We start from the raw sequence: 24,178 nt of genomic DNA, 5'->3' as shown, positions 1-24,178 counted from the left end.
AAATGGAGCAAACATTAATCATCATCAAGCCAGACGGAGTTACTCGTAAATTAGTTGGAGAAATCATTCAGCGATTTGAAAAGAAGCAATTAAACATTCGTCGATTAAAAATAGCAAAAATGTCTCGAGAATTAGCGGAAGAACATTATGCGCATGTGAAGAAATTTGATTTTTTTGAAGACATGATGGCCTATATGACCTCATCAGAAGTCGTTTACCTCGTTTTAGAAGGAACAAGTGTCATTAAAACTGTTCGAAAAATGATTGGCGCAACGAATTGCTTAGAAGCGGAACCTGGGACGATTCGTGGAGATTATGGTGCGAATAGTTATCAAAATATTATCCATGCCTCAGATTCATCAGAAGCAGCTGCAATTGAGATTAAACGATTTTTTACTGAAACAGATTAAACGAAAAGCGTATCGAGATTTTAAACGATCTTGAACGCTTTTTGTCTTTTGAATCGGAACGAATGCTCGAATCTTTAGAGTTTATTATAAAAAGTCTCATTCTACAAGCTGAAATCATTAGTAAAACTTGCAAATATGTTGAAACAGGCAGTCATTTTAAGTCAATTCTGCCCTAACCATTTAAAAATCCCGTAAAAAAAAGTATAATGGAGAAGGTTGTAAATAAACTTAAAGGAATGTAGCAAATGGACAATCAGTTAACTACCGAATTAAAAGAACGTTACGGCATTGTATTCCATGATGTCAACCTATTAGAACAAGCTTTTACCCATTCATCCTATGTGAATGAGCATCGATACTTAAAGCTATCTGACAATGAACGATTAGAATTTTTAGGAGATGCCGTTTTAGAATTATTGGTTTCTCAATATCTGTATAAACAATTCCCAGAAATGCCGGAAGGCAAGCTGACGAAGATGCGGGCGGCGATCGTTCGAGAAGATAGTTTATCCAAATTTGCGAAAGAATGTCATTTTGACCAATATATTCTCCTAGGAAAAGGAGAAGAAAATTCAGGCGGACGTACTAGACCAGCGTTACTGTGTGATTTATTCGAAGCATTTTTAGGTGCTTTATTCTTAGATCAAAAAGTGGATGCAGTCAAAAAATTCATTGCAGAAGTCATTTTTCCAAAAATCGATGCCGGTGCTTTTTCACATGAGATGGATCACAAAACACATTTACAAGAAGTATTACAACGACAAGGAGACGTCCATATTGACTATCGTTTAGTCAATGAAGAAGGCCCCGCTCATGATCGGATCTTTTTTGTAGAAGTCTTTGTTAACGAAAAAATGATTGGAACAGGTCAGGGGAAATCAAAGAAATTAGCAGAACAGGATGCCGCTGAACGAGCGCTGAAAAAGAATCCTGAGTAAGCTTGGAAGGAGCCGTTTTATTCGTGTATTTAAAACGAATTGAGATCGCGGGATTTAAATCCTTTGCGGATCGAACCGTAATAGAGTTTGAAAATGGCGTGACGGCTGTTGTCGGACCAAATGGCAGTGGAAAAAGTAATATCACCGAAGCGATTCGCTGGGTTTTAGGTGAGCAGTCAGCTAAAAGCCTTCGCGGAGGTAAGATGCCGGATATTATTTTTGCGGGCTCTGAAGGTCGTAAAGCGTTGAATATTGCCGAAGTAACGGTTGTCTTAGATAATAGTGATCATTTTTTACCGTTAGATTTTACTGAAATCAGCGTGACACGTCGCTATCGTCGAACAGGTGAAAGTGATTTTTATATCAATAAACAAGCTTGTCGCTTGAAAGATATCCACGATTTATTTATGGATTCTGGTTTGGGTAAAGAATCGTTTTCGATCATTTCTCAAGGGAAAGTCGAAGCGATTTTTAATAGTAAACCAGAAGACCGTCGCGGGATTTTTGAAGAAGCAGCAGGTGTGTTGAAATACAAACAACGAAAGAAAAAAGCAGAACAAAAACTGTTTGAAACAGAAGATAATTTAAGTCGTGTGCAAGATATCATCTATGAATTAGAAGATCAACTGACTCCTCTAGCTGCACAAAGCGAAGCAGCCAAGGAGTTTTTGAAGCTTAAAGAGAGCTTGACTGAAATCGATGTTAGCTTGACCGTCACAGAAATCGAAACAGCCAAAGAAGTCTGGGAGATAAAAGCGACCGAACTTGTAGCAATCGAAGAAAAATTGCAGGTGGCAAGCAAGAAAATACGTGATTCAGAAGATGAGCTATTCCAACTACGCGGTAAACGCAATAAATTAGATGAGCAGATCGAGACACAACAGCAGCAATTATTACAAATCACCGAAGCGTTAAAACAAACTGAAGGACAAAAAAACGTCTTAGTTGAACGTTCAAAACACACGATGCAAACAACTAGTGAATATCAGCAATCATTAACAGAGAATGCTGAGAAAATCACTCGATATCGTGAAGAAGTGCAAGACTTACAAGCAAAGGTCACTGAGAAAAAAGCGCAACGTGAATCATTAGTTGAAGCAATCAAATCCTCAGAACTAGAAGTTGAAAAATATAGTAAATCTTCTAAAGAATTATTAGAAGAACTACGTAGCCAATACGTTGAGGTCATGCAAGAACAAGCCAATACGAGCAATGACTTAAAGTACTTAGAGCGACAATATCAACAAGAAACAGCTAAAAATCAACAGTCTATTCAAAAGCATGAAGCACTAGAAAAACAAATGACGGATGCCTTAATCGAAAAAGAACAACTAGAAGCAAATGTCTTTGAATCAGAACAATCTTTAATAGAGCAAAGAGAACAATATACCCAATTCAAACAGCAACTAGATCAAAAACAAGGACAATTAGCGACCAAACAAAAGCAAATGTACCAAGCGATGAACCAAGTTCAACAAGCAAAAGCACGTCAAAAAAGCTTACAAGAAATCCAAGAAAACTACTCTGGCTTTTATCAAGGTGTTCGTTCAATCTTAAAACACAAAGAACAATTGACTGGAATCGTCGGTGCAGTTGCGGAATTAATCGATGTTCCCAAAGAGTATACAGTAGCGATTGAGACAGCTTTAGGCGGAGCTGCACAACATGTAGTCGTGGAGACCGAAAAAGATGGTCGAGCAGGTATTACGTTCCTAAAACAACAACATAGCGGTCGGGCAACGTTCTTGCCATTGACGACGATCAAGCCCAGAAACGTGAGTAGTGCGGTGCGCGATCGTATCAGTACTATTTCTGGATATTTAGGAGTCGCTAGCGAATTAGTTCATTTTTCAGATGAAGTCAGCAATGTGATCCAAAACCTCTTAGGTGTAACCTTGTTAGCGGAAAGTTTAGAGAGCGCCAATCAACTAGCAAAAGCTGTGAATTATCAATATCGTGTTGTTTCTTTAGAGGGTGATGTCATGAACTCAGGTGGTTCGATGACGGGTGGTGCCAACAAGCGAGGCAACCAAGGCAGCTTATTTTCACAAACCCAAGAACTCCAAACATTGACTGAACAAATGGAGCGGGTCGAAAAACAATTGACGGTTACCGAAAAAGAAGTACAACAGCTGACAGAGGAAGTCAAAGAATTAAATGAAAAACTTGAGCAATTGCGTTCAACAGGTGAAACGAGCCGCTTGAAGCAACAAGAGCTGCAAAATAAATTAGCGAATCAAGAAGAAACGATCACTCGTTTAACGAAGGAACAACGCTTGTTTGAATTTGAAGCGCGAGAATTACATCAATTTTTAACTGAGTATCAAACAAGAAAAGCCGAATTAACAGAGCAACAGCAAGAGCTAAATCAAACGAAAAATCGTTTGGATCAGGAAATGAAACAAGTCGATCAAGAAGCCAGCCAAATGGAAACATTACGGGCAGAAGCGTTTGAACGGTTCAATCAAGTGCAAGCCGATCAAGCCGTTGTAACAGAACAACTAGCTCACCTAACGGAACAAGCAGCAGAAAAGCAAGTCCAACTAGATGAATTTTTAGCTAGAGAGACTGCTTTACGACAGCAGTTACAACAATTGAATGACAATTCAACCGATCATCAAGTGACAGAAGAAAGTTTAGCGGTTCAATTAGAACAATTAGCTGAGAAAAAAGAGCAACTCCAAACGAGTATTCAAGAAGCGAAAACTGCTCGTCAGCAATTACAAGCACAAGTCGACCAAATCGATGTCGGCTTAGCAGAAGAAAATAAACAGCAGCAACATTTATTAACAGAGCAAACAAAAATCGAAGTCGAAAAAAACCGTTCAGAAATCAAATTAGACAATTCGTTACAATATTTGCAAGAAGAGTACAGTTTGACCTTTGAGCGTGCAAGTGAGGACTACGAATTGACAATCGACAAAGAACAGGCAAAAATCGAAGTGAAACGCTTGAAACGTGATATCGAACGTTTAGGCCCCGTCAATCTTAACGCAATCGAACAGTATGAACAAGTCAATGAACGACATGAGTTTTTAGTGACGCAGCGTGATGACTTATTAGATGCCAAAGAGCAATTATTTGAAACGATGGGCGAAATGGATGAAGAAGTTAAAGCGCGGTTTAGTGAGGTTTTTGAAGCAATTAGAGCACAGTTTAACGTCGTATTTCCAAATATGTTTGGCGGCGGTCGGGCAGAATTGATTTTAACGAATCCAGAAGATTTATTGAATACTGGGGTCGAAATCGAAGCACAACCTCCAGGTAAAAAATTACAAAATCTAAGCTTACTTTCTGGAGGTGAGCGAGCATTAACGGCGATTGCCTTATTGTTCTCGATCATCCGTGTTAGACCAGTACCTTTTTGCGTCTTGGATGAAGTCGAAGCCGCTTTAGATGATGCGAACGTTTCTCGTTTTGGTCATTATTTGAGTGAGTTTGAAGATAATACACAATTTATTGTGGTGACACACCGTAAAGGGACTATGGAAGCCGCAGATGTGTTGTATGGAGTAACGATGCAGGAATCAGGTGTTTCGAAAATCGTTTCTGTTCGTTTGGAAGAAGTCAAAGAAGGCGGCGCAATCGTCGCTGAAAGCTAGTTGTATAGGATTGGAGGACAAGACAGGTTGATTAAATTGATCGCTATCGATTTAGATGGCACGTTATTAAATAGTAATAAGGAAATATCTGCAAGAAACAAAGAAGCCTTAGCGCAAGCAAAAGCTGCAGGTGTTAAAATCGTTATTTGTACAGGTCGACCATTAGCGGCAATCGGTATTTATTTGGACGCTTTGAATTTGCGTGACAATGGGGACTACAGTATCACCTTCAATGGTGGTTTGGTTCAAAAAAATGATACAGGTGAAATCATCGAAAAAGCGTCTATGCCTGTAGAAAATATCCATGATTTGTTTGAGTTGGCTAAATCATTGAACGTACCATTGGATATTTTATCTGATGGGCTTGTATTACAGTTGCCAACGACAAAGGATCATGAATCGTTGTATAGCCAGTTAAATAAATTACTGACATATGAGTCTTACGAATTAGCGCAATTGACCGCTGACAGAATCTATAATAAAGCTGTTATTGCAGTAGATCAAACGTATTTAGATGAGCAAATCAAAAAAATACCGCGTCCATTTTACGATCGATATGAAATCATCAAAACGAGAAGTAATTTACTTGAATTTATGCCAAAAGGAATCACAAAAGCTTACGGTATTTCTCTATTAGCAAGAGATTTAGGCATTAAACAAGAAGAAATCATGACGCTCGGTGATGAAGAAAATGATTTACCAATGATCGAATATGCAGGTCTGGGGATCGCGATGGAAAATGCTGTTTCTCGAGTGAAAGATTTGGCAGACGTGATCACAGACACAAACGACAATGACGGTGTCGCACAAGCCGTTGAAAAATTTGTTTTAGAACCATTGAAAGGAGGGAATTAAATGGGATTTTTCGATAAAATAAAAAAAGCTTTCATGAACGAAAAAGAAACGCAGCCAGCTGAAATCGAAATAGATGAAACGCAGACAGAAGCTGAGGTAGAAGATAAAGTTTCAGAAACGCAACCAGTCGAACAAGAAATGACAGAACAAACACAAGAGGATTCTTTTGAAAATGAAGAAGAACCAAAAACCAATTTAGAAACGGAAAGTGATCCTTTGACCACGGTGACCCCTGTGATACATGCAGAAGAACGTGTTGATCCTGAAATTATGGAGGAACAAGCAGAAGAAATCATCGTACAAGAGAAATATGAAAAAGGGCTGGAGAAAACTCGCAAAACCTTTGGTGAACGTTTAAATGAATTATTTGCCAACTTCCGTTCAGTTGATGAAGACTTTTTTGAAGAATTAGAAGAAACGTTGATTGGTGCTGACGTTGGTTTTGATACAGCAATAAAAATTACAGAATCGCTCCGTCAAGAAGTAAAATTGCGTAATGTGAAGAAACCTGCTGCTGTGCAAAATACGATCATTGAAAAAATGGTTGACCTCTACGAAGCTGAAGGCATTGAAGAAAATAATGCGTTGAATATCCAAGAAAACGGATTGACTGTGATGTTATTTGTCGGTGTAAATGGTGTTGGTAAAACGACTAGTATCGGTAAACTTGCCCACGAATACAAACAAGATGGTAAAAAAGTCCTATTGGCAGCAGCTGATACCTTTCGAGCAGGGGCTATCGATCAATTAGTCGTCTGGGGTGAACGTGCTGGGGTAGAAGTTGTTCGAGGCAATGCTGGCGGTGATCCAGCAGCAGTTGTTTTTGATGCAGTAGAACGTGCCAAAGCGGAGAATGCAGATATCTTACTTGTTGATACAGCAGGACGTTTGCAAAATAAAGTCAATTTGATGAATGAACTTGAAAAAATCAAACGTATAATTCAGCGAGAACTGCCAGATGCACCTCATGAAGTCCTGCTTGTAGTAGATGCCACAACTGGGCAAAACGCAATGTCACAAGCAAAACAATTTAAAGAAACAACGGATGTCACAGGCTTAGTACTAACAAAATTAGATGGTACAGCCAAAGGTGGAATCGTCCTGGCGATTCGTAATGAGTTGCATTTACCAGTGAAATTAGTCGGACTTGGGGAAGGTATTGATGATTTGGAAAGGTTTGATGCCAATGATTTTGCGATTGGCTTGTTCAAAGGATTACTAAAAGTCGAAGATTAAAGAAATAGAAAAAACTTTTGAGTGACTACAAAGTAGCCAGCCAAAAGTTTTTTTATTCGTTAAAATAACGTTGGCACTATGTTCGCTGTCCATCCAAATTGCTGAACTGCCACCAACTAAATTTCGCCAAAAGTAGAATATAATTTAAGTGAATGTAGTGAATAATGGGGAGAAATTTTTGATTTACTTTGTTTTTGGGGTGAGGCAAGCGTGGAGTATTTGATCGATAATGGTGAGGTGATAAGCTTGAATTGTGAGAATCAAGAGAGCTAATAAAGTAGTAATCAACGATTAAATAAACACACTAAGATCATTAGAAAAACAGAATGATCTTAGTATGCTTATTTTTTTATAGTATAAAAATCTGATTGACTAGCAATATCTCCACCTAAAATGAGAATAATGCAGTAAGAGCAAAAAAGCGTATTTTAATATGTCGCCTATCCGCCAGTCCTGCGACTGAAAGGAGGTGTACCCATGCTTTTAGCATTTTTTTGCCCGCTTCTTGTAGGAATATTGAGCTCTGTATTTGAGTATTGGCTAAATACTAAAAAGAAGTAAAACAAAATATGGCGGCATTAGCCCACGAAAAACCCTTGAAGACTCACACTCTTCAGGGGGTTAGTGTACCACATGCTTTTTTTCTGCAAGTTAATTATAACATGAAAAATGAATTTCGTACATAATGGAATGGAAAAATTGGTCCTTTGGATTGCTAAGTGGCAAACTGTTTCATTCCGATTCTCTTGATCTAGCTACACAAAGCATTTTTCATGAGAGCTAAGGGCTTTATTTTACCGCTCTATCACAAATTATTCGTTTCAATCCCGTAATCCTCTGCGATTTTCTTCAAGCTAAACCCTCGACCAAAGACCTCACTCGCATTCATCGAAACAATAAAGGCTTCTTCATCGATTGCCATGACATTTTCTTTGATTTTAGCAAAGTCTTTTTCACTGATGACAGTCATCATCAACATACTTGGATTTTTTTGATAACCGCCTTCAATCGGTATCATCGTTAACCCTTTATCCATATCAACTAAGATTTTTTCTTTGATTTCTGCATATTTTGGTGAAATGATCAGAACATTCTTAGAACGAACAAAACCGACTTGGACCATATCCACCACACGTCCAATAAGGTATAAGCAAATCAGAGAGAAGAGAACTGTATCAGTATTGAAAACAAATAGGGCAGATAAAATCACGATACCGTCCACAAACAAAATCGACACGCCTAGGGAAATTTTAAAATATTTATTAACGATTTGAGAGATAATCGCCGTTCCGCCAGTTGACGCGTTTCCTCTAAATTCTAGTCCTAACCCAATCCCGGTTAAAAGACCACCAAAGATTGTTGCAAGAAAAATATTATGAGTAAGCACAGGTAAATGCGTTGTAATTCCCACAAAAAAAGGATAAATCAAACTACCATAAATTGTTTTGATCCCAACTTCCTTTCCAAGGAGCAAAAAGCAAAGCAGTAATAAGGGCAAGTTAATTGCATACAAAACTAACGCTGGATTGATCCCAAACAGATAATTGATTACTACACTAATTCCATTGGCACCACCAGCTACGATTTTATTTGGTAGTAAAATTGAATTGATCGATACTGCTAAAATAAAAGAACCAATTGTTACGTATAATGTATCTTGGATTTGTCTTTTCGTAAATTTCATGTAAAACCTTCCTCCATTTCCATAGAATACGGGATATTTCCTCTTTGAATAGAAAATAAGAACGAAATTAATAAAATGCAACAAATATCCCCTAGTTATACTATCACGAATGACTAGAAGATATCATGAGATAATTTTAATTTTTTGTTTCCAGAATATGGTACTATTAGAGAGAGATAGAAAACAAGGGGTATTGAATCAAATAAACGTTAGAAAACGTTGGTCCCATAACTGTTCATGATGCCTAATAATTGTTTTAGCATCTAATAAATCATTATCCAGGGTAGTGCTTAGACCACGCTTCATGAAACATGTATAGCCTAAACCATGTGCCATACGGATTGTTGTGTCCACACAATATTCTGTTTGAGCACCGCAAAATTCAAGTTGGGTGATACTCAGTTGATCCAACAGTTCTTTTAATGGTGTGTGGAAAAAGGAATTTGCATGGGTTTTACCAATATAGAAGTCTTCGGCTCTAGCGTCTAGTTGGTCGAATAACTGCCAACTTTGACTATTGATCACCAAGTCTTCATCCTCGTGTTGGATAAAGATAATTGGTAACTGCTGTTTTCGGTACTCGCTGATTCGTTGGTTCACGCCAACTAAAACCTTATCACGCTGAAATAAGCCAGTGCCAAAACTTTCTAGTCCGATTTGAAGATCGATGATGATTAAGGCTTGATTCGTCATTAGATACCTCTCTGATTAAAATTATTTTTTCTTTTTAGTATACATGGAAGTCACGGATCTTGAAAGAATAGATAGTAGAGGATACAAAATAAATAAGGCTTATCTTTGTCCAAAGTAGTAAATTTATTTCCTTTTTGACAAAATTTAAGCTAAAATATTTTTTTTGCTTCTCTTTTTCTATATAATGATGAGTAATAGCATAATAACAGGGAAGAAAGGCGACAGTATGAAATTTAAAGAGTTGTTACAGCAAAAAAATGCACGCCCCTATATCATGGCAGCGCGCTTTGGATTAGAAAAAGAAAGTCAACGTACGACATTTGATGGTCAATTAGCAATGACAGACCACCCAACGGTTTTAGGGAATCGAACATATCATCCATATATTCAAACCGATTTTAGTGAAACGCAAATGGAATTGATCACACCTGTGGCAAATTCAATCCATGAAATGATGCGTTATCTCGCAGCAATTCATGATGTAGCGTTTCGTTCGATGAATAAACATGAGATGCTTTGGCCCCTAAGTATGCCGCCAAAATTACCACTAAAAGATGAAGAGATAAAAATCGCCAAACTCGAGCAGTATGATGGGATTTTGTATCGTCGTTATTTAGCAAGAGAATATGGGAAACGCAAGCAAATGGTCAGCGGAATTCATTTTAATTTTGAATACGATATCGAATTAGTTCAGCAGCTTTTTTCAGCGCAAACAGAGTATAAAACGATCGAAGAATTCAAAAATATTTTATATATGAAAGTCTCACGTAACTATTTACGTTACCGTTGGCTGATCACGTATCTATTTGGCGCTTCTCCTGTGAGTGAGCCGGGTTACTTTACTGAACGTGAAGAACGACCGAAAGAGCCGGTTAGAAGTTTACGTAACAGTGCATTTGGTTACAAAAATAATGAAAATGTCAAAGTATCTTATGAATCTTTACAACATTACATCAAAGATATTCATCGGATGGTTGAAAATGGCATATTATCAGAAGAAAAAGAATTTTATTCAGCGGTTCGATTACGCGGCGGCAAGCAAATGGCTGATCTACCTAAAACGGGTGTTCGTTACATTGAATTACGAAACTTAGATTTAAATCCGTTTGCCCCACTAGGTGTTGATGAAGAATCTCTAGAATTTATCCATCTGTTTATGTTGTATTTGTTGTGGACTGATGAAAAGGAAGCGCCCAATGATTGGGTAGCGACAGGAGATTTCTTGAATGAGCAAGTCGCTTTAGGTCATCCGTTTGCCCAAGTGAAATTATTGGCAGAAGGGGATCGGATTTTTGCTGAAATGGATGAAATGATCGAGTCTTTAGGATTATTTAGAGCTAAAAAATCATTAGAAGTTCATCGAGCACAGTTGCGAACACCTGATTTAACGATTGCCGGAAAAATGTGGACGATCATTGAAAGTAACTCCAATCATGAATTGGGGATTATTTTCGGGAAAGAATTTCAAGGGATGGCATTTGAACGCCCGTATCAATTGGCTGGCTTTAGAAACATGGAGCTATCTACGCAACTATTTTTATTTGATATCATTCAAAAGGGTGTCGAGGTTGAAATCCTTGATGAACCAGAACAATTTTTGAAACTCAAACATAATGAGCATATCGAATATGTCAAAAATGCTAATATGACCAGTAAAGATAATTATGTTGTCCCATTGATCATGGAGAATAAGACAGTGACGAAAAAAGTTTTAGCAGAAGCTGGCTTTACAGTTCCTGCTGGCGATGAATTTGATACGCTGGAAATGGCCGAACAGGCCTATGTAAAATATTCGGAAAAAGCATTTGTGATCAAACCAAAAACGACAAATTATGGTATAGGAATCACCATTTTCAAAGAGGGTGCTTCATTAGCTGATTATACTGAAGCCTTGCAGTTAGCGTTTAAAGAAGATTCAGCTGTCTTAATTGAAGAGTTCTTGCCAGGGACGGAATATCGATTCTTTGTTTTAGATGATCAAGTGCGGGCGATCATGTTGCGCGTACCAGCCAATGTGGTGGGAGATGGTATCCGCTCTGTGGAAGCATTGGTAGCCGAAAAAAATCTCGACCCATTGAGAGGAACCCATCACCGTTCACCATTAGAATTGATTCAGTTAGGTGACGTTGAGCGTTTGATGTTAAAAGAACAAAATTTATTAACAACATCTGTTCCAGAAAAAGATCAAATTGTGTATCTAAGAGAAAACTCTAATGTCAGCACGGGTGGCGATTCCATCGATGTGACAGATGATTTTGATGAAAGTTACAAGCAAATTGCCATTGAAGCAGTCCAAGCCTTAGGCGCCAAAATCTGTGGCATCGACTTGATCGTGCCGGATAAATCGATCAAGGGAACGAAGCATAGCCGAACATATGGCATCATAGAAGCAAACTTCAACCCAGCAATGCATATGCATGCTTATCCACATTCGGGTAAAGGTCGCCATTTAACGATGGATGTACTGAAAATGCTGTATCCAGAAGTATTTTAGACTCGAGTAATTGGACTAAAAACCACACAATGCGGAAAGCGCATTGTGTGGTTTTTAGTAAATTACCGAAGAGCCTGACTTTTTCATACCGTTTCAATGAAATAACTTATGCCAAAACCCCTTCTTAGGTTTGTCTGGTTGTTCGGGTGATATAGATTGTTTAGGAAATTTTTGTTCAATGTCGATGGTTTCCACGTTTACTGCTTCTTTTGCGGTCAAAACTAAACCTAAAGCATCTGGCGTATTTTCAACGAAATCATTGACCACTGTGAATTTTAGGTGTCGTTCATTGATCAGTTTAATATAAGCAGACTGCAAAGTAATGTCCATTGCACCATTTAAAAGAACCGTTGCATCAGGATGTTGAGTTAACTCTTTTAAGAAATTTGTTCTATTGGCTGTATCTTTCATCTGTTCGATTGTCATAGTCAAGTAACATCTTTCACGAAAAGTACCCATATACTTGCGTTGTTCCTCTGGTTTTAGTAGCGGGGTGCCATACATCGCATTATCTAAATGTTTCTGTAAGTCATCTTGTGCCATTCATTATCTAACCTGCTTCCATTCAATAGTCTTACCTCAGATTATAGCACAGAATTAAGAGAAACCGCTTATAAGAACGGAATTTAAACAACAATCGAGCATAGAGAAAAGCTAAAAAAGTATTGCTTTTCTTACGATTTTCGCATAGACTAATAAGTAAGAATGAAAATCATTCTCAATTAGAAAAGCTGATCAGACTCGTTCTGTGATAGCTCTAGTCAGGATCATGTCATTCTAGCAAGTAGAAAAACGGAGCAAGTATATGAAAAAAATAGGCCTATTTGTTCTCTTACTCCTTTTGATTGTAGCATCGATTTTTGTCGGAGTGAAAGATATTTCCCTGACACAGTTGTTTCAATGGGATTCACAGCAACAATTAGTATTGTTCACAACGAGGATACCTCGGACAATCAGTTTGGTGATCGCTGGAAGTACAATCAGTATCTCTGGATTGATCATGCAACATTTAACACAGAATAAATTTGTTTCGCCAAGCACAGCAGGTACGATGGATAGTGCAAGATTAGGAATTTTAGTCGTAATGATTTTTTTCCCTACAGCACCATTATTGTTTCGTTCGTTTGTCGCATTTCTGTTTGCTTTTGGTGGAACGTTAGCTTTTATTTATTTAACACGCTTTTTACCTGTAAAAAATCAAGTCATGATTCCATTGATCGGTGTGATGTTTGGTAATATTATCGGTTCAGTGGCGACATTTTTTGCGTATCAATTTCAATTAGTTCAAAATATGTCTTCTTGGCTGCAGGGGAATTTTTCTACAGTGATGAAAGGCAATTACGAACTACTTTATCTAACGATTCCTCTATTGATCATCACCTATCTTTTTGCTTACCGCTTTACCGTAGTTGGGATGGGCGAAGACATGGCGACGAATCTGGGCTTAAATTATCAACAGATTCAATTGTTTGGTTTAGGAATTGTTGCGTTGTCCAGTGCCGTTGTGCTGATCATGGTTGGGAATATTCCGTTTTTAGGCGTAATTGTTCCTAATTTGGTCTCCATGCGCTATGGCGATCATATGAAAAATACACTTGGGATCACAGCTGTTGGTGGGAGTATCTTTTTGCTAGCATGCGATGTTTTAGCCAGAGTGGTGATTGCGCCTTATGAAGTACCTGTCAGCGTAGTTGTCGGTGTATTAGGCAGCTTTATCTTTATTGCATTATTGATGAGGAGGAAAACAGCATGAAAAAATTCTTCCAATCATCAACAGTGAAAATCCTTTTATTACTAGTTGCGGTGATTGCCGTGTGTGCGTTGTACCTATCCTACAAGACATATGGTAATTGGGATTTCGCGTTAGAACTTAGAGGGAAAAAGTTACTGGCTTTTGTCTTTGTTGGAGTTGCTGCAACATTTTCGACAATCAGTTTTCAAACGATGACTCAAAACCATTTTTTGACCCCGAATATCTTAGGACTAGATTCTTTGTATATTTTTATTCAGACCTTATTATTTTTCTTTTTAGGCGGACAACAACTTTTAGGGAATGAAACAATCGCTACGTTCCTATTAAATGTTTTGCTAATGGTAGGTGCAAGTATTTTGTTATCGCGCTTTTTATTAAAAAAGGGCGGGAACGATTTATTCTTATTACTGATGATCGGCATTATTTTAGGTACTTTTTTCAATAGTATCAGTACGTTCTTACAAGTGGTAATGGATCCGAATGAGTATGATTTGCTGCAAGGAAAATTATTTGCCAGTTTTGGGAATGTGAATAGTCAGCATTTGTTGATTGCTGGTATTTTGATCACCTTTTTAGTTGGTTTTTTGTGGGTGAAAAGTCATGCTTTGGACGTTTTACATTTAGGAAATGAGCAAGCAACTAGTTTAGGGATCAATGTTCCTAGATTTCAATTTGTGTTATTGACTGTGATTAGTGGACTGATCGGCTTATCTACAGCTTTAGTAGGACCTGTAACGTTCTTAGGGTTTATCGTTGCAAATATGAGCTATCAGTTGATGGGTACTTTTAGGCATCGTGAGTTATTTTTAGGTGGTAGTTTGCTGTCGATAATTTTGTTGGTTTTTGGACAATTTATGGTCGAACAAGTCTTCCAATTAAACACGACTTTAAGTATTGTGATCGAGTTTGGCGGTGGTGTTTATTTTGTTGGGAAAATTATTAGTGAAAGGAAGCAGCGCAGATGATCGAAATCAAAAATGTATCAAAAAGATATGGTGAAAAGATTGTTGTTTCAGAAGTTCAGTTGCCAATTACAGAGCAAAAATTGACCGCTTTTATTGGGCCAAATGGAGCGGGTAAAAGTACGCTGCTTTCAATGATGAGTCGCTTGATTCCTAAAGATACTGGTGAGATTTATTTAGACCATAACGAAGTAAAGACTTGGAAACAAAGCGAACTATCAAAGAAACTATCGATTTTAAAACAAACAAATGGAATCAATTTAAAAATCACGGTCAGAGAATTAGTTAATTTTGGCCGCTTCCCCTATAGTAAAGGTCGTTTAAAAAAAGAAGATCATGAAAAAGTCGAAGAAGCGATGGAAAATCTTGGATTGCTGGATTTGGCAGATGAATTGATCGATACATTGTCTGGCGGACAATTGCAACGAGTATATATTGCCATGGTTTTGGCGCAGGATACAGATTATATTTTACTAGATGAGCCGTTGAATAATTTGGATATGAACTTTGCGGTCCAAATGATGCAGACCTTGCGCCGTTTGGTGGATGAGTTTGGCAAAACAGTGATCATCGTGTTGCATGATATCAATTTTGCAGCGAGCTATGCAGATGAGATCGTTGCCATGAAAGACGGCCGCTTATTCACACACGGTAGTACCGATGACATTATCCAATCTGAGGTATTGAATAAACTTTACGATATGAATATCCGGATTTGTGAAATTGAAGGAAAAAGATTCTGTATGTATTTTAACTAGAAAAGCTGAATAAGATAGCAAAATTTAAATACACTAATCAAACTGGAGGAAACAAAATGAAAAAGAAATTTTTAGCGTTAGCAACAGTCTCAATGGTTGCACTACTTACTTTGGGTGCATGTGGCAACAATGATAAAAAAACAGATGAATCTGGCTCAAAAGAATCAAGTGCAGAAGCGACAACAATTACAGTCAACGATTCAAATGGTTCTATCGAAGTTCCTAAAAATCCTAAAAAAGTCGTTGTTTTCGATAACGGTTCATTAGATACAATGGATGCTTTGGGTGTAGGGGATACTGTAGTTGGAGCGCCAACGAAAAACTTACCTGATTATCTATCAGATTATAAAAAAGTCGAATCAGCTGGCGGAATCAAAGAGCCAGATTTGGAAAAAATCAATGAACTTAAACCAGATATGATCATCATCTCTGGTCGTCAGCAAGATTTCCAAGATAAATTGAGCAAAATTGCCCCAACGATTTATTTATCAGTAGATGCAAAAGACACATGGAATTCTACAAAGAAAAACATCGAAACGTTAGCTGAAATTTTTGATAAAAAAGACGAAGCGAAGACAAAAATCACTGATTTAGAAAAAGAAATTGCAGATGTTAAAGAAAAAGCAGAAGCAAGCAATGATAAAGCTTTAGTTGTTTTAGTAAATGAAGGTCAGCTTTCAGCTTATGGAACGGGTTCTCGTTTTGGCATTGTTCATGATACTTTTGGCTTTAAACAAGCAGATGATGCCATTGAAGCTTCTACCCATGGACAAAGTGTTTCATATGAATATGTTCTAGAAAAAAATCCGGATATCTTGTTTGTCGTTGACCGTACCAAAGCAATCGGTGGCGATGATACCAATGATAATGTAGAAAATAATGAATTGGTTAAACAAACAAATGCTGGTAAAAATGGCAAAGTGATTACATTACAACCAGATGTTTGGTACCTAAGTGGTGGTGGATTAGAATCTACTCATCTAATGATTGAAGATGTACAAAAAGCACTAAAATAAAATGAATAAAGTATCTGGTTCCCCTGAATCATCTAGCATGTTAGAAATGTTGGTATTGAAGGGATAGCCAGGTATTTTTTTGGAAATTTCTCAACCTATATTGACGCTTCTTCCCTTGGTATGCTACAATCCTTATAATACATTATCTATTAAAATTAAATGTGAAGATGAGGAAAGTATTTTTCAGATAGCTCAAAGAGAGTCTCGTTTGGTGGGAAGAGACAGTGAATATGGGAAAGAAAATGGCCTTTGAACAAATTGATCGAACAAGTTAAGATCAATTCAGGTGCGCCTGTTATAGCGCCTCAGCATGCTTGTGTTGATAGAGTGGACTTTTTATAAAGTCAATCGAAGGTGGTACCGCGAAAGTTTAAAACTCTCGTCCTTTTTATAGGATGAGAGTTTTTTGTTGTGAATCACTACGACTGGCTCAGCCAGAGTAGATGATGAACAATACTTGGCGACCAGAGGGAGAGAAGTAACCTAACTAGTAATCACTACGACTGGCTCAGCCAGAGTAGATGATGAACAATACAAGGCGTGCAAAGGGAGAGAAGCTTCCAAACTAGGAATCACCAAGTGTTATGACTATGATAATTTGTAGAGCATGACTTCAAGAGAGAGGCCATTTGATTTTCAACATTCACAAAAAGGTAGGAGTAGTTGATGTATACAGATTCTGAAGGGGGAAACAAAATGAAGAAAAAATTACTAGTTGTAAGTGCAGTATTAACGGGATTATTACTCACAGCATGCGGGGGCAACGACCAAAAAGAAACAACTAAAAGCGAAGCAGGGACAATTGCTAAAAATCAAAAAATCGAAATCAGTTCACCTACACCACTTTCAACGCTAGATACAACACAAACTATGGATAAAAATACGTTTACGATCGTGCAACATTTGTTTGAAGGACTGTATCGTTTTGATGATGATAGTACTCCAATTCCAGGTTTAGCAGAAAAAGTAGCGGTTAGTGAAGATGGTTTAACGTATAAATTTACGCTGAAAGACGATATCAAATGGAGTAATGGTGAACCAATCACTGCACAAGATTTTCTTTATTCATGGAAAAAATTAGTGACACCAGCAACGATTGGTCCAAATGCTTATTTATTGGATAATGTGAAAAATAGCAAAGCAATCCGAAATGGTGAAAAACCAATAGACGAAATAGGTCTTGCTGCACCAAGTGATCAAGAGTTTGAGGTGACATTAGAACAAGCCCAACCATCCTTTTTAGTAGTTGCTTCAATCGGCTGGTTAGCCCCACAAAATCAAGCATATGTTGAGAAGCAAGGGAAAGAGTATGCTACAGATAGTGATCATTTAATTTATAGCGGGCCGTTTATTTTAACAGATTGGGATGCTTCGTCTGATACCTGGACATTGAAAAAGAACCCAGAGTATTACGATGCAGATACAGTCAAGCTAGAAGAAGTTAAAGTTAATACGATCAAAGAAGAAAATACAGGAATCAATTTATACCAATCAAATGAATTAGACTTGGTTCGTATCAGCGGTCAATATGTGCAGCAATACAGTGATGACGCAGGATATGTCACACATTCAGATGTAGCAAATCACTATTTAGATTTCAATAAAAAAGCAGGCACAGCACCAGCTAATATCCATTTACGAAAAGCAATCGCACAAGCAATCGATAAGGATGCTTTGACAAAAAGTGTTTTAAATGATGGCTCAAAACCATTGAATGGTCTGATCCCAAGTAACTTATACAAAAATCCTGAAACCTCTGAGGATTTCAGAAAATTCAGCGGAGATCATCTAACATATGATGTGAAAAAAGCACAAGCAGAATGGGAAAAAGCGCAAGCGGAGCTAGGCGATAAAGTGAAATTATCACTCTTGGTGTCAGATGATGACAATGGAAAAAAAATCTCTGAATACATTCAAAGTCAACTACAAGAGAACTTAAAAGGGCTAGAAATCACGATCAATGCACAGCCAAAAAATAATGTCTTACAAACGCGTAAAGACAAAGAATATGAACTTTCATTATCTGGCTGGATTGCTGGCAGTAGTGATTTAGATTCTTATTTTAACTTATATGCAGGCAGCTCTGCGTATAATTATGGTTCATACAAAAATGATACCTATGACAAGTTCATTACCGATGCACGAACAATCAATGCGAATACGCCGAATAAACAGTTTGATGATTACAAAGAAGCAGAAGATATTTTACTAGATCAAGATGCGGCTCAAGTACCGCTTTATCAAAGTGCATCTAATTATTTGATCAATCCAGCTATCAAAGGAATCAGTTACCATTTATATGGTGATTATTTCAACCTGAGAACAGCTTACTTGGAGGACTAACGAAATGAGTCAACTACTAGAACGGTTTGTTCGTTATGCGAAAGTAAATACACGGTCTGATGCAACAAGTCAGACCATTCCTACAACACAAGGACAAGTTGATTTTGCGCAAATCATTGAAAAAGATTTAACAGATATCGGACTTTCTGAAATCTCTTATAATGAAAAAAATGGCTTTCTGACGGCGGTTTTACCTGCGACGACAGATAAAGAAATTCCTACGATTGGTTTTATTGCTCATTTAGATACAGCGGACTATAATGCGGAGAACATTTGCCCCACTATTTTTTCTGATTATGATGGGCAAGATGTTGTGCTGAATGAAAAAGCTGGAATCATCATGAAGACAGAAGAGTTTCCTAATCTAAAGGATTATGTCGGTCAAATGTTGATTACAACAGATGGAACGACCTTATTAGGAGCAGATGATAAAGCGGGAATCGTCGAAATTTTAGAGGCAGTTGAGTATCTACTGGCACATCCTGAAATACCACATGGGAAAGTGTTGCTTGCTTTTGGGCCTGATGAAGAAATTGGTCGTGGTGCAGATCGTTTTGATGCAGCGAATTTCCCTGCCCAATTTGCCTATACAGTAGATAGTGGCAGAGTAGGCTGCTTTGAATACGAAACGTTCAATGCAGCGCAAGCTGTAATCACGATCGAAGGGACCAGTGTTCACCCAGGAACAGCCTATGGGACAATGGTCAATGCCATCAAATTGGGTGAAAGCATCGATGCACAATTACCACAAGCGGAAGTTCCTGAGAGAACACGTGGTTATGAAGGTTTTTATTTACTAACAAAATTTATTGGAAGTTTAGATCAAGCTGAATTGACGTATATCATTCGCGATCATAACAAGGAACTTTTCCAAAAAAGAAAGCAACAACTTGCTAAGATCGTCCATGAATTAAATGATTCACTCGACAAAAAACGAATTACAATTGATTTTTTGGATCAATATTATAATATGGGAGAAATCATTGAAAAGGATATGACACCCGTAGAACTTGCTACTAAAGCAATGGCAAATCTTGGCATCAAGCCAGATATTCAACCTTTTCGAGGTGGAACAGATGGCTCAAAAATTTCATTTAAGGGCATCCCAACCCCTAATTTATTTACTGGTGGCGAAAATTTTCATGGACAATATGAGTTTATCACGCTAGAAGCAATGGAATTGGCTGCCAAAACAATTGTCGAAATTATTAAAGAAAACGCTAATAAACCAACTTTTTGAATAGATGGTTAAAATTCTATATAAAAAATAGTTGACAAAATTAGAGTTTTCTAATATGATTATCCTCAATAGCAAAGCTTTGAGAAAGAGGAGTAACAACACTGGAACTTTTCAGAGAGCTGATGGGACTGCGAATCAGTAAGGAATGGGTTGTGAATGGACTTTCGAGCGAAATGTTGAATTACAGTAGGCATTTTCGGGAACTCCCGTTATAGAGTAAGGTCGTTGATTGACGACTGACAAGAGGAAAGAATTTCTTTCAAACTTGAGGTGGCACCGTGAATGTTTCGCCCTCAAACTACAGCTATTTGTGTGGTTTGGGGGCTTTTGTTGTTCATCTACACTACGTTTTGATTGCATCAATTTCTAAGAGCTAAAGCTCTAAGAATTGAAGGACAGTGATTGGCCTTACCAGAACGGATGATGAACAATACAAGGTGTTGTACAAAGAGAGAAGTAACCTTACTAGGAATCACTAAACGCTCTGATCTCAAATGATCAATAGCGAAACATGATCCTAATGATGACAAGACATTCACGTTGAAACGTGTAACGTTAAGTTATTGAAGGTTATAAAAAGAAATAAACTTTTCAATGAGGTGGTACCGTGGATACTATTATTCGCCCTCACAAAAGCAGATTACTATCTGTTTTTGTGAGGGCTTTTTGCTGTGAATCACTACGACTGGCTTCGCCAGAGTAGATGATGAACAGTACTTGGCGAACGAAGTGAGCGAAGTCTCATTATGAAAGAATCACCCAAAGTGAAGTGATCTCAATAAGTTTAACAGCTAAAACACTAAAAATGGAAGGATTAAAAGTGGCTTCGCCAGAGTAGATGATGAACAGTACAAGGCGAACGAAGTGAGCGAAGTCTCATTATGAAAGAATCACCCAAAGTGAAGTGATCTCAATAAGTTTAACAGCTAAAACACTAAAAATGGAAGGATTAAAAGTGGCTTCGCCAGAGTAGATGATGAACAGTACAAGGCGCGCAAAGTGAGCGAAGTCTCATTACGAGAGAAACACCCAAAGTGAAGTGATCTCAATAAGTTTAACAGCTAAAACACTAAAAATGGAAGGATTAAAAGTGGCTTCGCCAGAGTAGATGATGAACAGTACAAGGCGCGCAAAGTGAGCGAAGTCTCATTAAGAGAGAATCATCAAAATAGTTAAACTATCCAAAATAAACTAAAAGACAAGCAACATTCCCAATCATCAAAAAAGAAAAGAGGAAAGCATATGCAATTGATCAAAGAGATCCAAGCAGACTATCTAACTGCAATATCTGCATTTTTAAGAATCCAAGGAAGTAATAAATGCCTATTAGAAAGCATTCCCCGGGATAAAAGCAAAGGACGTTACTCGATCATTGCTTGGGATGCTGTTTCTACCATTACATGCTACGGCCATCAATTAACGATCGATGGGCAAACGAGGACCGTAGAAGATCCATTAAAAGAAATCGAAACATATATTTTGAAAAAAGAAACCTATCTAAATGAGCTTCCCTTTCAAGGTGGCGCGATCGGGTATGTTGGGTATGATGTGATCGCCTGTTATGAAGACTTAGGAAAAATGCCATTTGACGAGCTGAATGTACCAGATATTCATTTCTACTTATTTGACTCTTACTTAATTTTTGATCATGTTGGCGAAAAAATCATGTTAGTTGAGGCAGATACTTATTCAAATCGAAGCGCACGATTACTAGAAGAAGCACTCAACCAAAAAATAAAAGAACTCCAAACACCAAGTAAAGAAGAACAAAAAGAAATCCACTTAAAAAACATGGATTACCAAAGTAACTTTACTAAAGCGAGCTTTGAAGAAGTCGTTGTCAAAGTAAAAGAGTATATCAAGCAAGGCGATCTATTTCAAATGGTCCCCTCACAACGTTTAACAGCTGATTTTGAAGAAGAGCCATTTGATTATTATCGCCGGTTACGTGTCACTAATCCGTCAACCTATCTGTATTTTCTAGATTTTGGTGAAACCTATGTGATCGGTTCTTCACCAGAAAGCTTAGTAAGTGTGAAAAATCAAATCGTCACAACAAATCCCATTGCAGGAACTCGTAAACGAGGCCAAACAATGGAAGCAGATTTACTTTTAGAAAAAGAATTGCTCACAGATGAAAAGGAGCGTGCAGAGCATTTAATGTTGATCGATCTTGGCCGCAATGATGTGGGGAAAGTCAGCGAAATCGGCTCGATTGAAGTGCCGGTTTATATGATTGTTGAGAAGTATCGGTATGTCATGCATTTAGTTTCAGTCGTAACTGGAAAGCTAAAAACAGGATTGACAGCAATGGATGCGTTAAAAGCCACTCTGCCTGCTGGAACAGTGAGCGGCGCACCAAAAATCCAGGCAATGAAACGTATTTATGAAATCGAACCAGTCAAACGAACTATCTACGCGGGTGCGGTGGGGTATTTATCAAAAGATGATCAAGCAGACTTCGCTATTGCGATTCGGACAATGGTGATTCACAAAAATAAAGCGTATGTCCAAGCAGGTGCAGGCGTCGTTTATGATTCTGACCCTACGAAAGAATACGAAGAAACGTTACAAAAAGCAAAAGCACTTTTGGAGGTGGGAAAATGATCTTATTGATCGATAATTATGATTCATTTACATATAATCTTGCTCAATTACTCGGCGTTGAACGTGAAATAAAAATTGTTCGAAATGATTCAGAGACTATTTTTTCCTTAGCTAAACAAGCATCAGCAATCGTTATATCACCCGGTCCTGGAACACCAAAAGAAACCGGTCAGGTAAAAGAAGTAATCAAACAATTTTATCAAAAGAAACCTATACTAGGCATTTGTTTAGGCCACCAAACGATTGGTGAAGTATTCGGGGCAAAGGTCAGCAGGGCTAAAGAGATCCGGCATGGCAAGCAATCACTGATTAAGATTCATCAAAATAATCAGCTATTTAAAGGAGTTGACTCCGGAAATCTTGTTATGCGTTATCACTCGCTGATCATTGAGCAAGAAACATTACCAGAAGATTTCCGGATTACCGCAACTGCTGCTGATGATCAGGAAATCATGGCAATCGAGCATCGGGAATATCCAATTTTTGGCCTTCAGTTTCATCCAGAATCGATTGGAACACCAAGTGGAGCCGTAATCATCAAAAATTTTATCCAACAAACGGAGGTAAAGTGATATGAATGAATTATTTGAGAAAGTCTATAATAATCAACACTTGAATCGTATAGAAGCAGAGCGAATAGCTGAAAAAATGTTTGAAGGTCAATTAACGGATAGTCAACTTGCAGCTTTTTTAACCGCTCTAAAATGCAAAGGAGAAACGGCTGAAGAAATGGCAGGAATTGCTGATACGATTCGGCGAAAAGCCGTGCTGATCGATTGTCAAAAAGACAATGTAATGGATAACTGTGGGACTGGTGGCGACCGATCGGGTAGTTTCAATATTAGTACAACAGCGGCTTTTGTACTCGCTTCAGGCGGAGTAACAGTCGCTAAACACGGCAACCGAAGTATATCCAGTAAATCAGGCAGTGCGGATATTTTTGAATGCTTAGGTGTAAATATCAATCTTTCACCAGAGAGAACAAGTCTCCTATTGGAGGAAGTAGGATTGGCCTTTCTATTTGCTCCTCATCTGCATCCGAAAATGAAATATGTCATGAAAGTCCGTAAAGAATTAGGCACCCCAACCGTTTTAAATTTGATTGGGCCATTAACAAATCCTGTCTCACTAGACTCACAATTAATGGGGACATATCGCCGAGATTTATTAGCAGAAACGGCAAAAACGTTGAGTGAATTGGGGCGAAGCCGTGCAGTAGTCGTCAACGGAGCAGGTGGCTTAGACGAAGCATCCCTAGCTGGAACGACCCATTTTGCCTTATTACAAGATAAACAAATCACGATGCATACAATCGAACCAGAAGAATTTGGCTTCGCTCGACTTCCTCTAGAGTCGATTCGGGGTGGTAATGCCAAACAAAATACAGAAATATTATTATCTATTTTAAAGAATCAAGCCAGTCCTTATTTGGATACAGTGCTATTGAATGCAGGCTTAGGATTTTTCAGTAATGGCAAGGTGACAACGATTCAAGCTGGCATCAGCTTAGCGAAAGAATGTGTAGCAAGTGGCGCGGCTATGGCTAAATTAGAACAGTTGATCCAAGTACAAAAGGAGGTTGCGTAA

The 24,178-nt window shown here is 38.0% G+C and carries 18 protein-coding genes and 2 other annotated features; of the genes, 15 read left to right on the top strand and 3 right to left on the bottom strand.

All coding sequences use genetic code 11. The annotated features are described in order from the left end of the window. Positions 1–2 precede the first annotated feature (2 nt). From ndk to ftsY, 5 genes are all read left to right on the top strand, one after another. Positions 3–410, top strand: a complete 408-nt coding sequence (ndk, locus tag IGJ50_RS15205) for a nucleoside-diphosphate kinase (RefSeq protein WP_069639173.1) — start codon at positions 3–5, stop codon at positions 408–410. 245 nt (positions 411–655) lie between these two features. Next, positions 656–1,348 carry a ribonuclease III gene (gene rnc, locus IGJ50_RS15200; protein ID WP_069639174.1) on the top strand — a complete coding sequence of 231 codons (693 nt, stop codon included), beginning with the start codon at positions 656–658 and terminating at the stop codon, positions 1,346–1,348. A gap of 23 nt (positions 1,349–1,371) precedes the next feature. Further along, positions 1,372–4,950, top strand: coding sequence for a chromosome segregation protein SMC (gene smc / locus IGJ50_RS15195; protein WP_429951218.1), 3,579 nt, complete (start codon positions 1,372–1,374; stop codon positions 4,948–4,950). Positions 4,951–4,977: 27 nt separating this feature from the next. Further along, entirely contained in the window at positions 4,978–5,805 is an 828-nt protein-coding gene (locus IGJ50_RS15190; protein WP_429951216.1) for a Cof-type HAD-IIB family hydrolase, read from the top strand. Then, a complete protein-coding gene (gene ftsY, locus IGJ50_RS15185; protein ID WP_429951214.1) occupies positions 5,806–7,041 on the top strand; it encodes a signal recognition particle-docking protein FtsY in 1,236 nt (411 codons plus the stop codon). It abuts the gene before it with no gap. An 805-nt stretch (positions 7,042–7,846) separates the two neighbouring features. On the opposite strand, the gene IGJ50_RS15180 is transcribed toward ftsY, so the two are convergent. Beyond that, positions 7,847–8,725 carry a YitT family protein gene (locus tag IGJ50_RS15180; protein ID WP_069639178.1) on the bottom strand — a complete coding sequence of 293 codons (879 nt, stop codon included), beginning with the start codon at positions 8,723–8,725 and terminating at the stop codon, positions 7,847–7,849. Between the two features lie 198 nt (positions 8,726–8,923). Continuing rightward, positions 8,924–9,418, bottom strand: coding sequence for a cysteine hydrolase family protein (locus IGJ50_RS15175; RefSeq protein WP_207120202.1), 495 nt, complete (start codon positions 9,416–9,418; stop codon positions 8,924–8,926). A 226-nt stretch (positions 9,419–9,644) separates the two neighbouring features. Between IGJ50_RS15175 and gshAB the strand changes: the two genes are divergently transcribed. After that, positions 9,645–11,912: a bifunctional glutamate--cysteine ligase/glutathione synthetase gene (gene gshAB, locus IGJ50_RS15170; RefSeq protein WP_429951211.1), complete on the top strand. Its 2,268-nt coding sequence runs from the start codon at positions 9,645–9,647 to the stop codon at positions 11,910–11,912. 93 nt (positions 11,913–12,005) lie between these two features. Here gshAB and IGJ50_RS15165 read toward each other — a convergent pair whose 3' ends face one another. Next, positions 12,006–12,455: a YueI family protein gene (locus tag IGJ50_RS15165; protein ID WP_429951209.1), complete on the bottom strand. Its 450-nt coding sequence runs from the start codon at positions 12,453–12,455 to the stop codon at positions 12,006–12,008. A 262-nt stretch (positions 12,456–12,717) separates the two neighbouring features. Between IGJ50_RS15165 and IGJ50_RS15160 the strand changes: the two genes are divergently transcribed. The 9 genes from IGJ50_RS15160 to trpD all read left to right on the top strand — a co-directional run bounded on the left by IGJ50_RS15160 (position 12,718) and on the right by trpD (position 24,178). Next, positions 12,718–13,665 carry an ABC transporter permease gene (locus IGJ50_RS15160; RefSeq protein WP_207120196.1) on the top strand — a complete coding sequence of 316 codons (948 nt, stop codon included), beginning with the start codon at positions 12,718–12,720 and terminating at the stop codon, positions 13,663–13,665. Further along, positions 13,662–14,630 (top strand): iron chelate uptake ABC transporter family permease subunit, encoded by a 969-nt coding sequence (locus IGJ50_RS15155; RefSeq protein WP_207120195.1) that lies wholly within the window; start codon positions 13,662–13,664, stop codon positions 14,628–14,630. Before IGJ50_RS15160 ends, IGJ50_RS15155 begins: the two co-directional genes overlap by 4 nt. Further along, positions 14,627–15,385 carry an ABC transporter ATP-binding protein gene (locus IGJ50_RS15150; RefSeq protein ID WP_069639184.1) on the top strand — a complete coding sequence of 253 codons (759 nt, stop codon included), beginning with the start codon at positions 14,627–14,629 and terminating at the stop codon, positions 15,383–15,385. Before IGJ50_RS15155 ends, IGJ50_RS15150 begins: the two co-directional genes overlap by 4 nt. Before the next feature lie 56 nt (positions 15,386–15,441). Further along, entirely contained in the window at positions 15,442–16,401 is a 960-nt protein-coding gene (locus IGJ50_RS15145; RefSeq protein ID WP_069639185.1) for a siderophore ABC transporter substrate-binding protein, read from the top strand. A gap of 155 nt (positions 16,402–16,556) precedes the next feature. Then, positions 16,557–16,791, top strand: a binding site (T-box leader). Positions 16,792–17,097: 306 nt separating this feature from the next. After that, a complete protein-coding gene (locus IGJ50_RS15140) occupies positions 17,098–18,744 on the top strand; it encodes a peptide ABC transporter substrate-binding protein (protein WP_069639231.1) in 1,647 nt (548 codons plus the stop codon). Between the two features lie 4 nt (positions 18,745–18,748). Then, on the top strand, positions 18,749–19,984 hold the full coding sequence (gene pepT / locus IGJ50_RS15135) for a peptidase T (RefSeq protein WP_429951205.1): 1,236 nt from the start codon (positions 18,749–18,751) through the stop codon (positions 19,982–19,984). A gap of 70 nt (positions 19,985–20,054) precedes the next feature. Further along, positions 20,055–20,282 (top strand) — a binding site (T-box leader). 944 nt (positions 20,283–21,226) lie between these two features. Beyond that, positions 21,227–22,591: an anthranilate synthase component I gene (gene trpE, locus IGJ50_RS15130; protein WP_429951203.1), complete on the top strand. Its 1,365-nt coding sequence runs from the start codon at positions 21,227–21,229 to the stop codon at positions 22,589–22,591. Continuing rightward, complete coding sequence (locus IGJ50_RS15125; protein WP_429951201.1) at positions 22,588–23,163, top strand: anthranilate synthase component II; 576 nt, start codon at positions 22,588–22,590, stop codon at positions 23,161–23,163. Before trpE ends, IGJ50_RS15125 begins: the two co-directional genes overlap by 4 nt. A gap of 1 nt (position 23,164) precedes the next feature. Beyond that, entirely contained in the window at positions 23,165–24,178 is a 1,014-nt protein-coding gene (gene trpD, locus IGJ50_RS15120) for an anthranilate phosphoribosyltransferase (protein ID WP_069639189.1), read from the top strand.

Source organism: Enterococcus sp. AZ101 (assembly GCF_050499005.1).
Classification (GTDB): domain Bacteria; phylum Bacillota; class Bacilli; order Lactobacillales; family Enterococcaceae; genus Enterococcus_L; species Enterococcus_L ureilyticus.
This window is presented reverse-complemented; position numbering and strand designations above follow the sequence as displayed.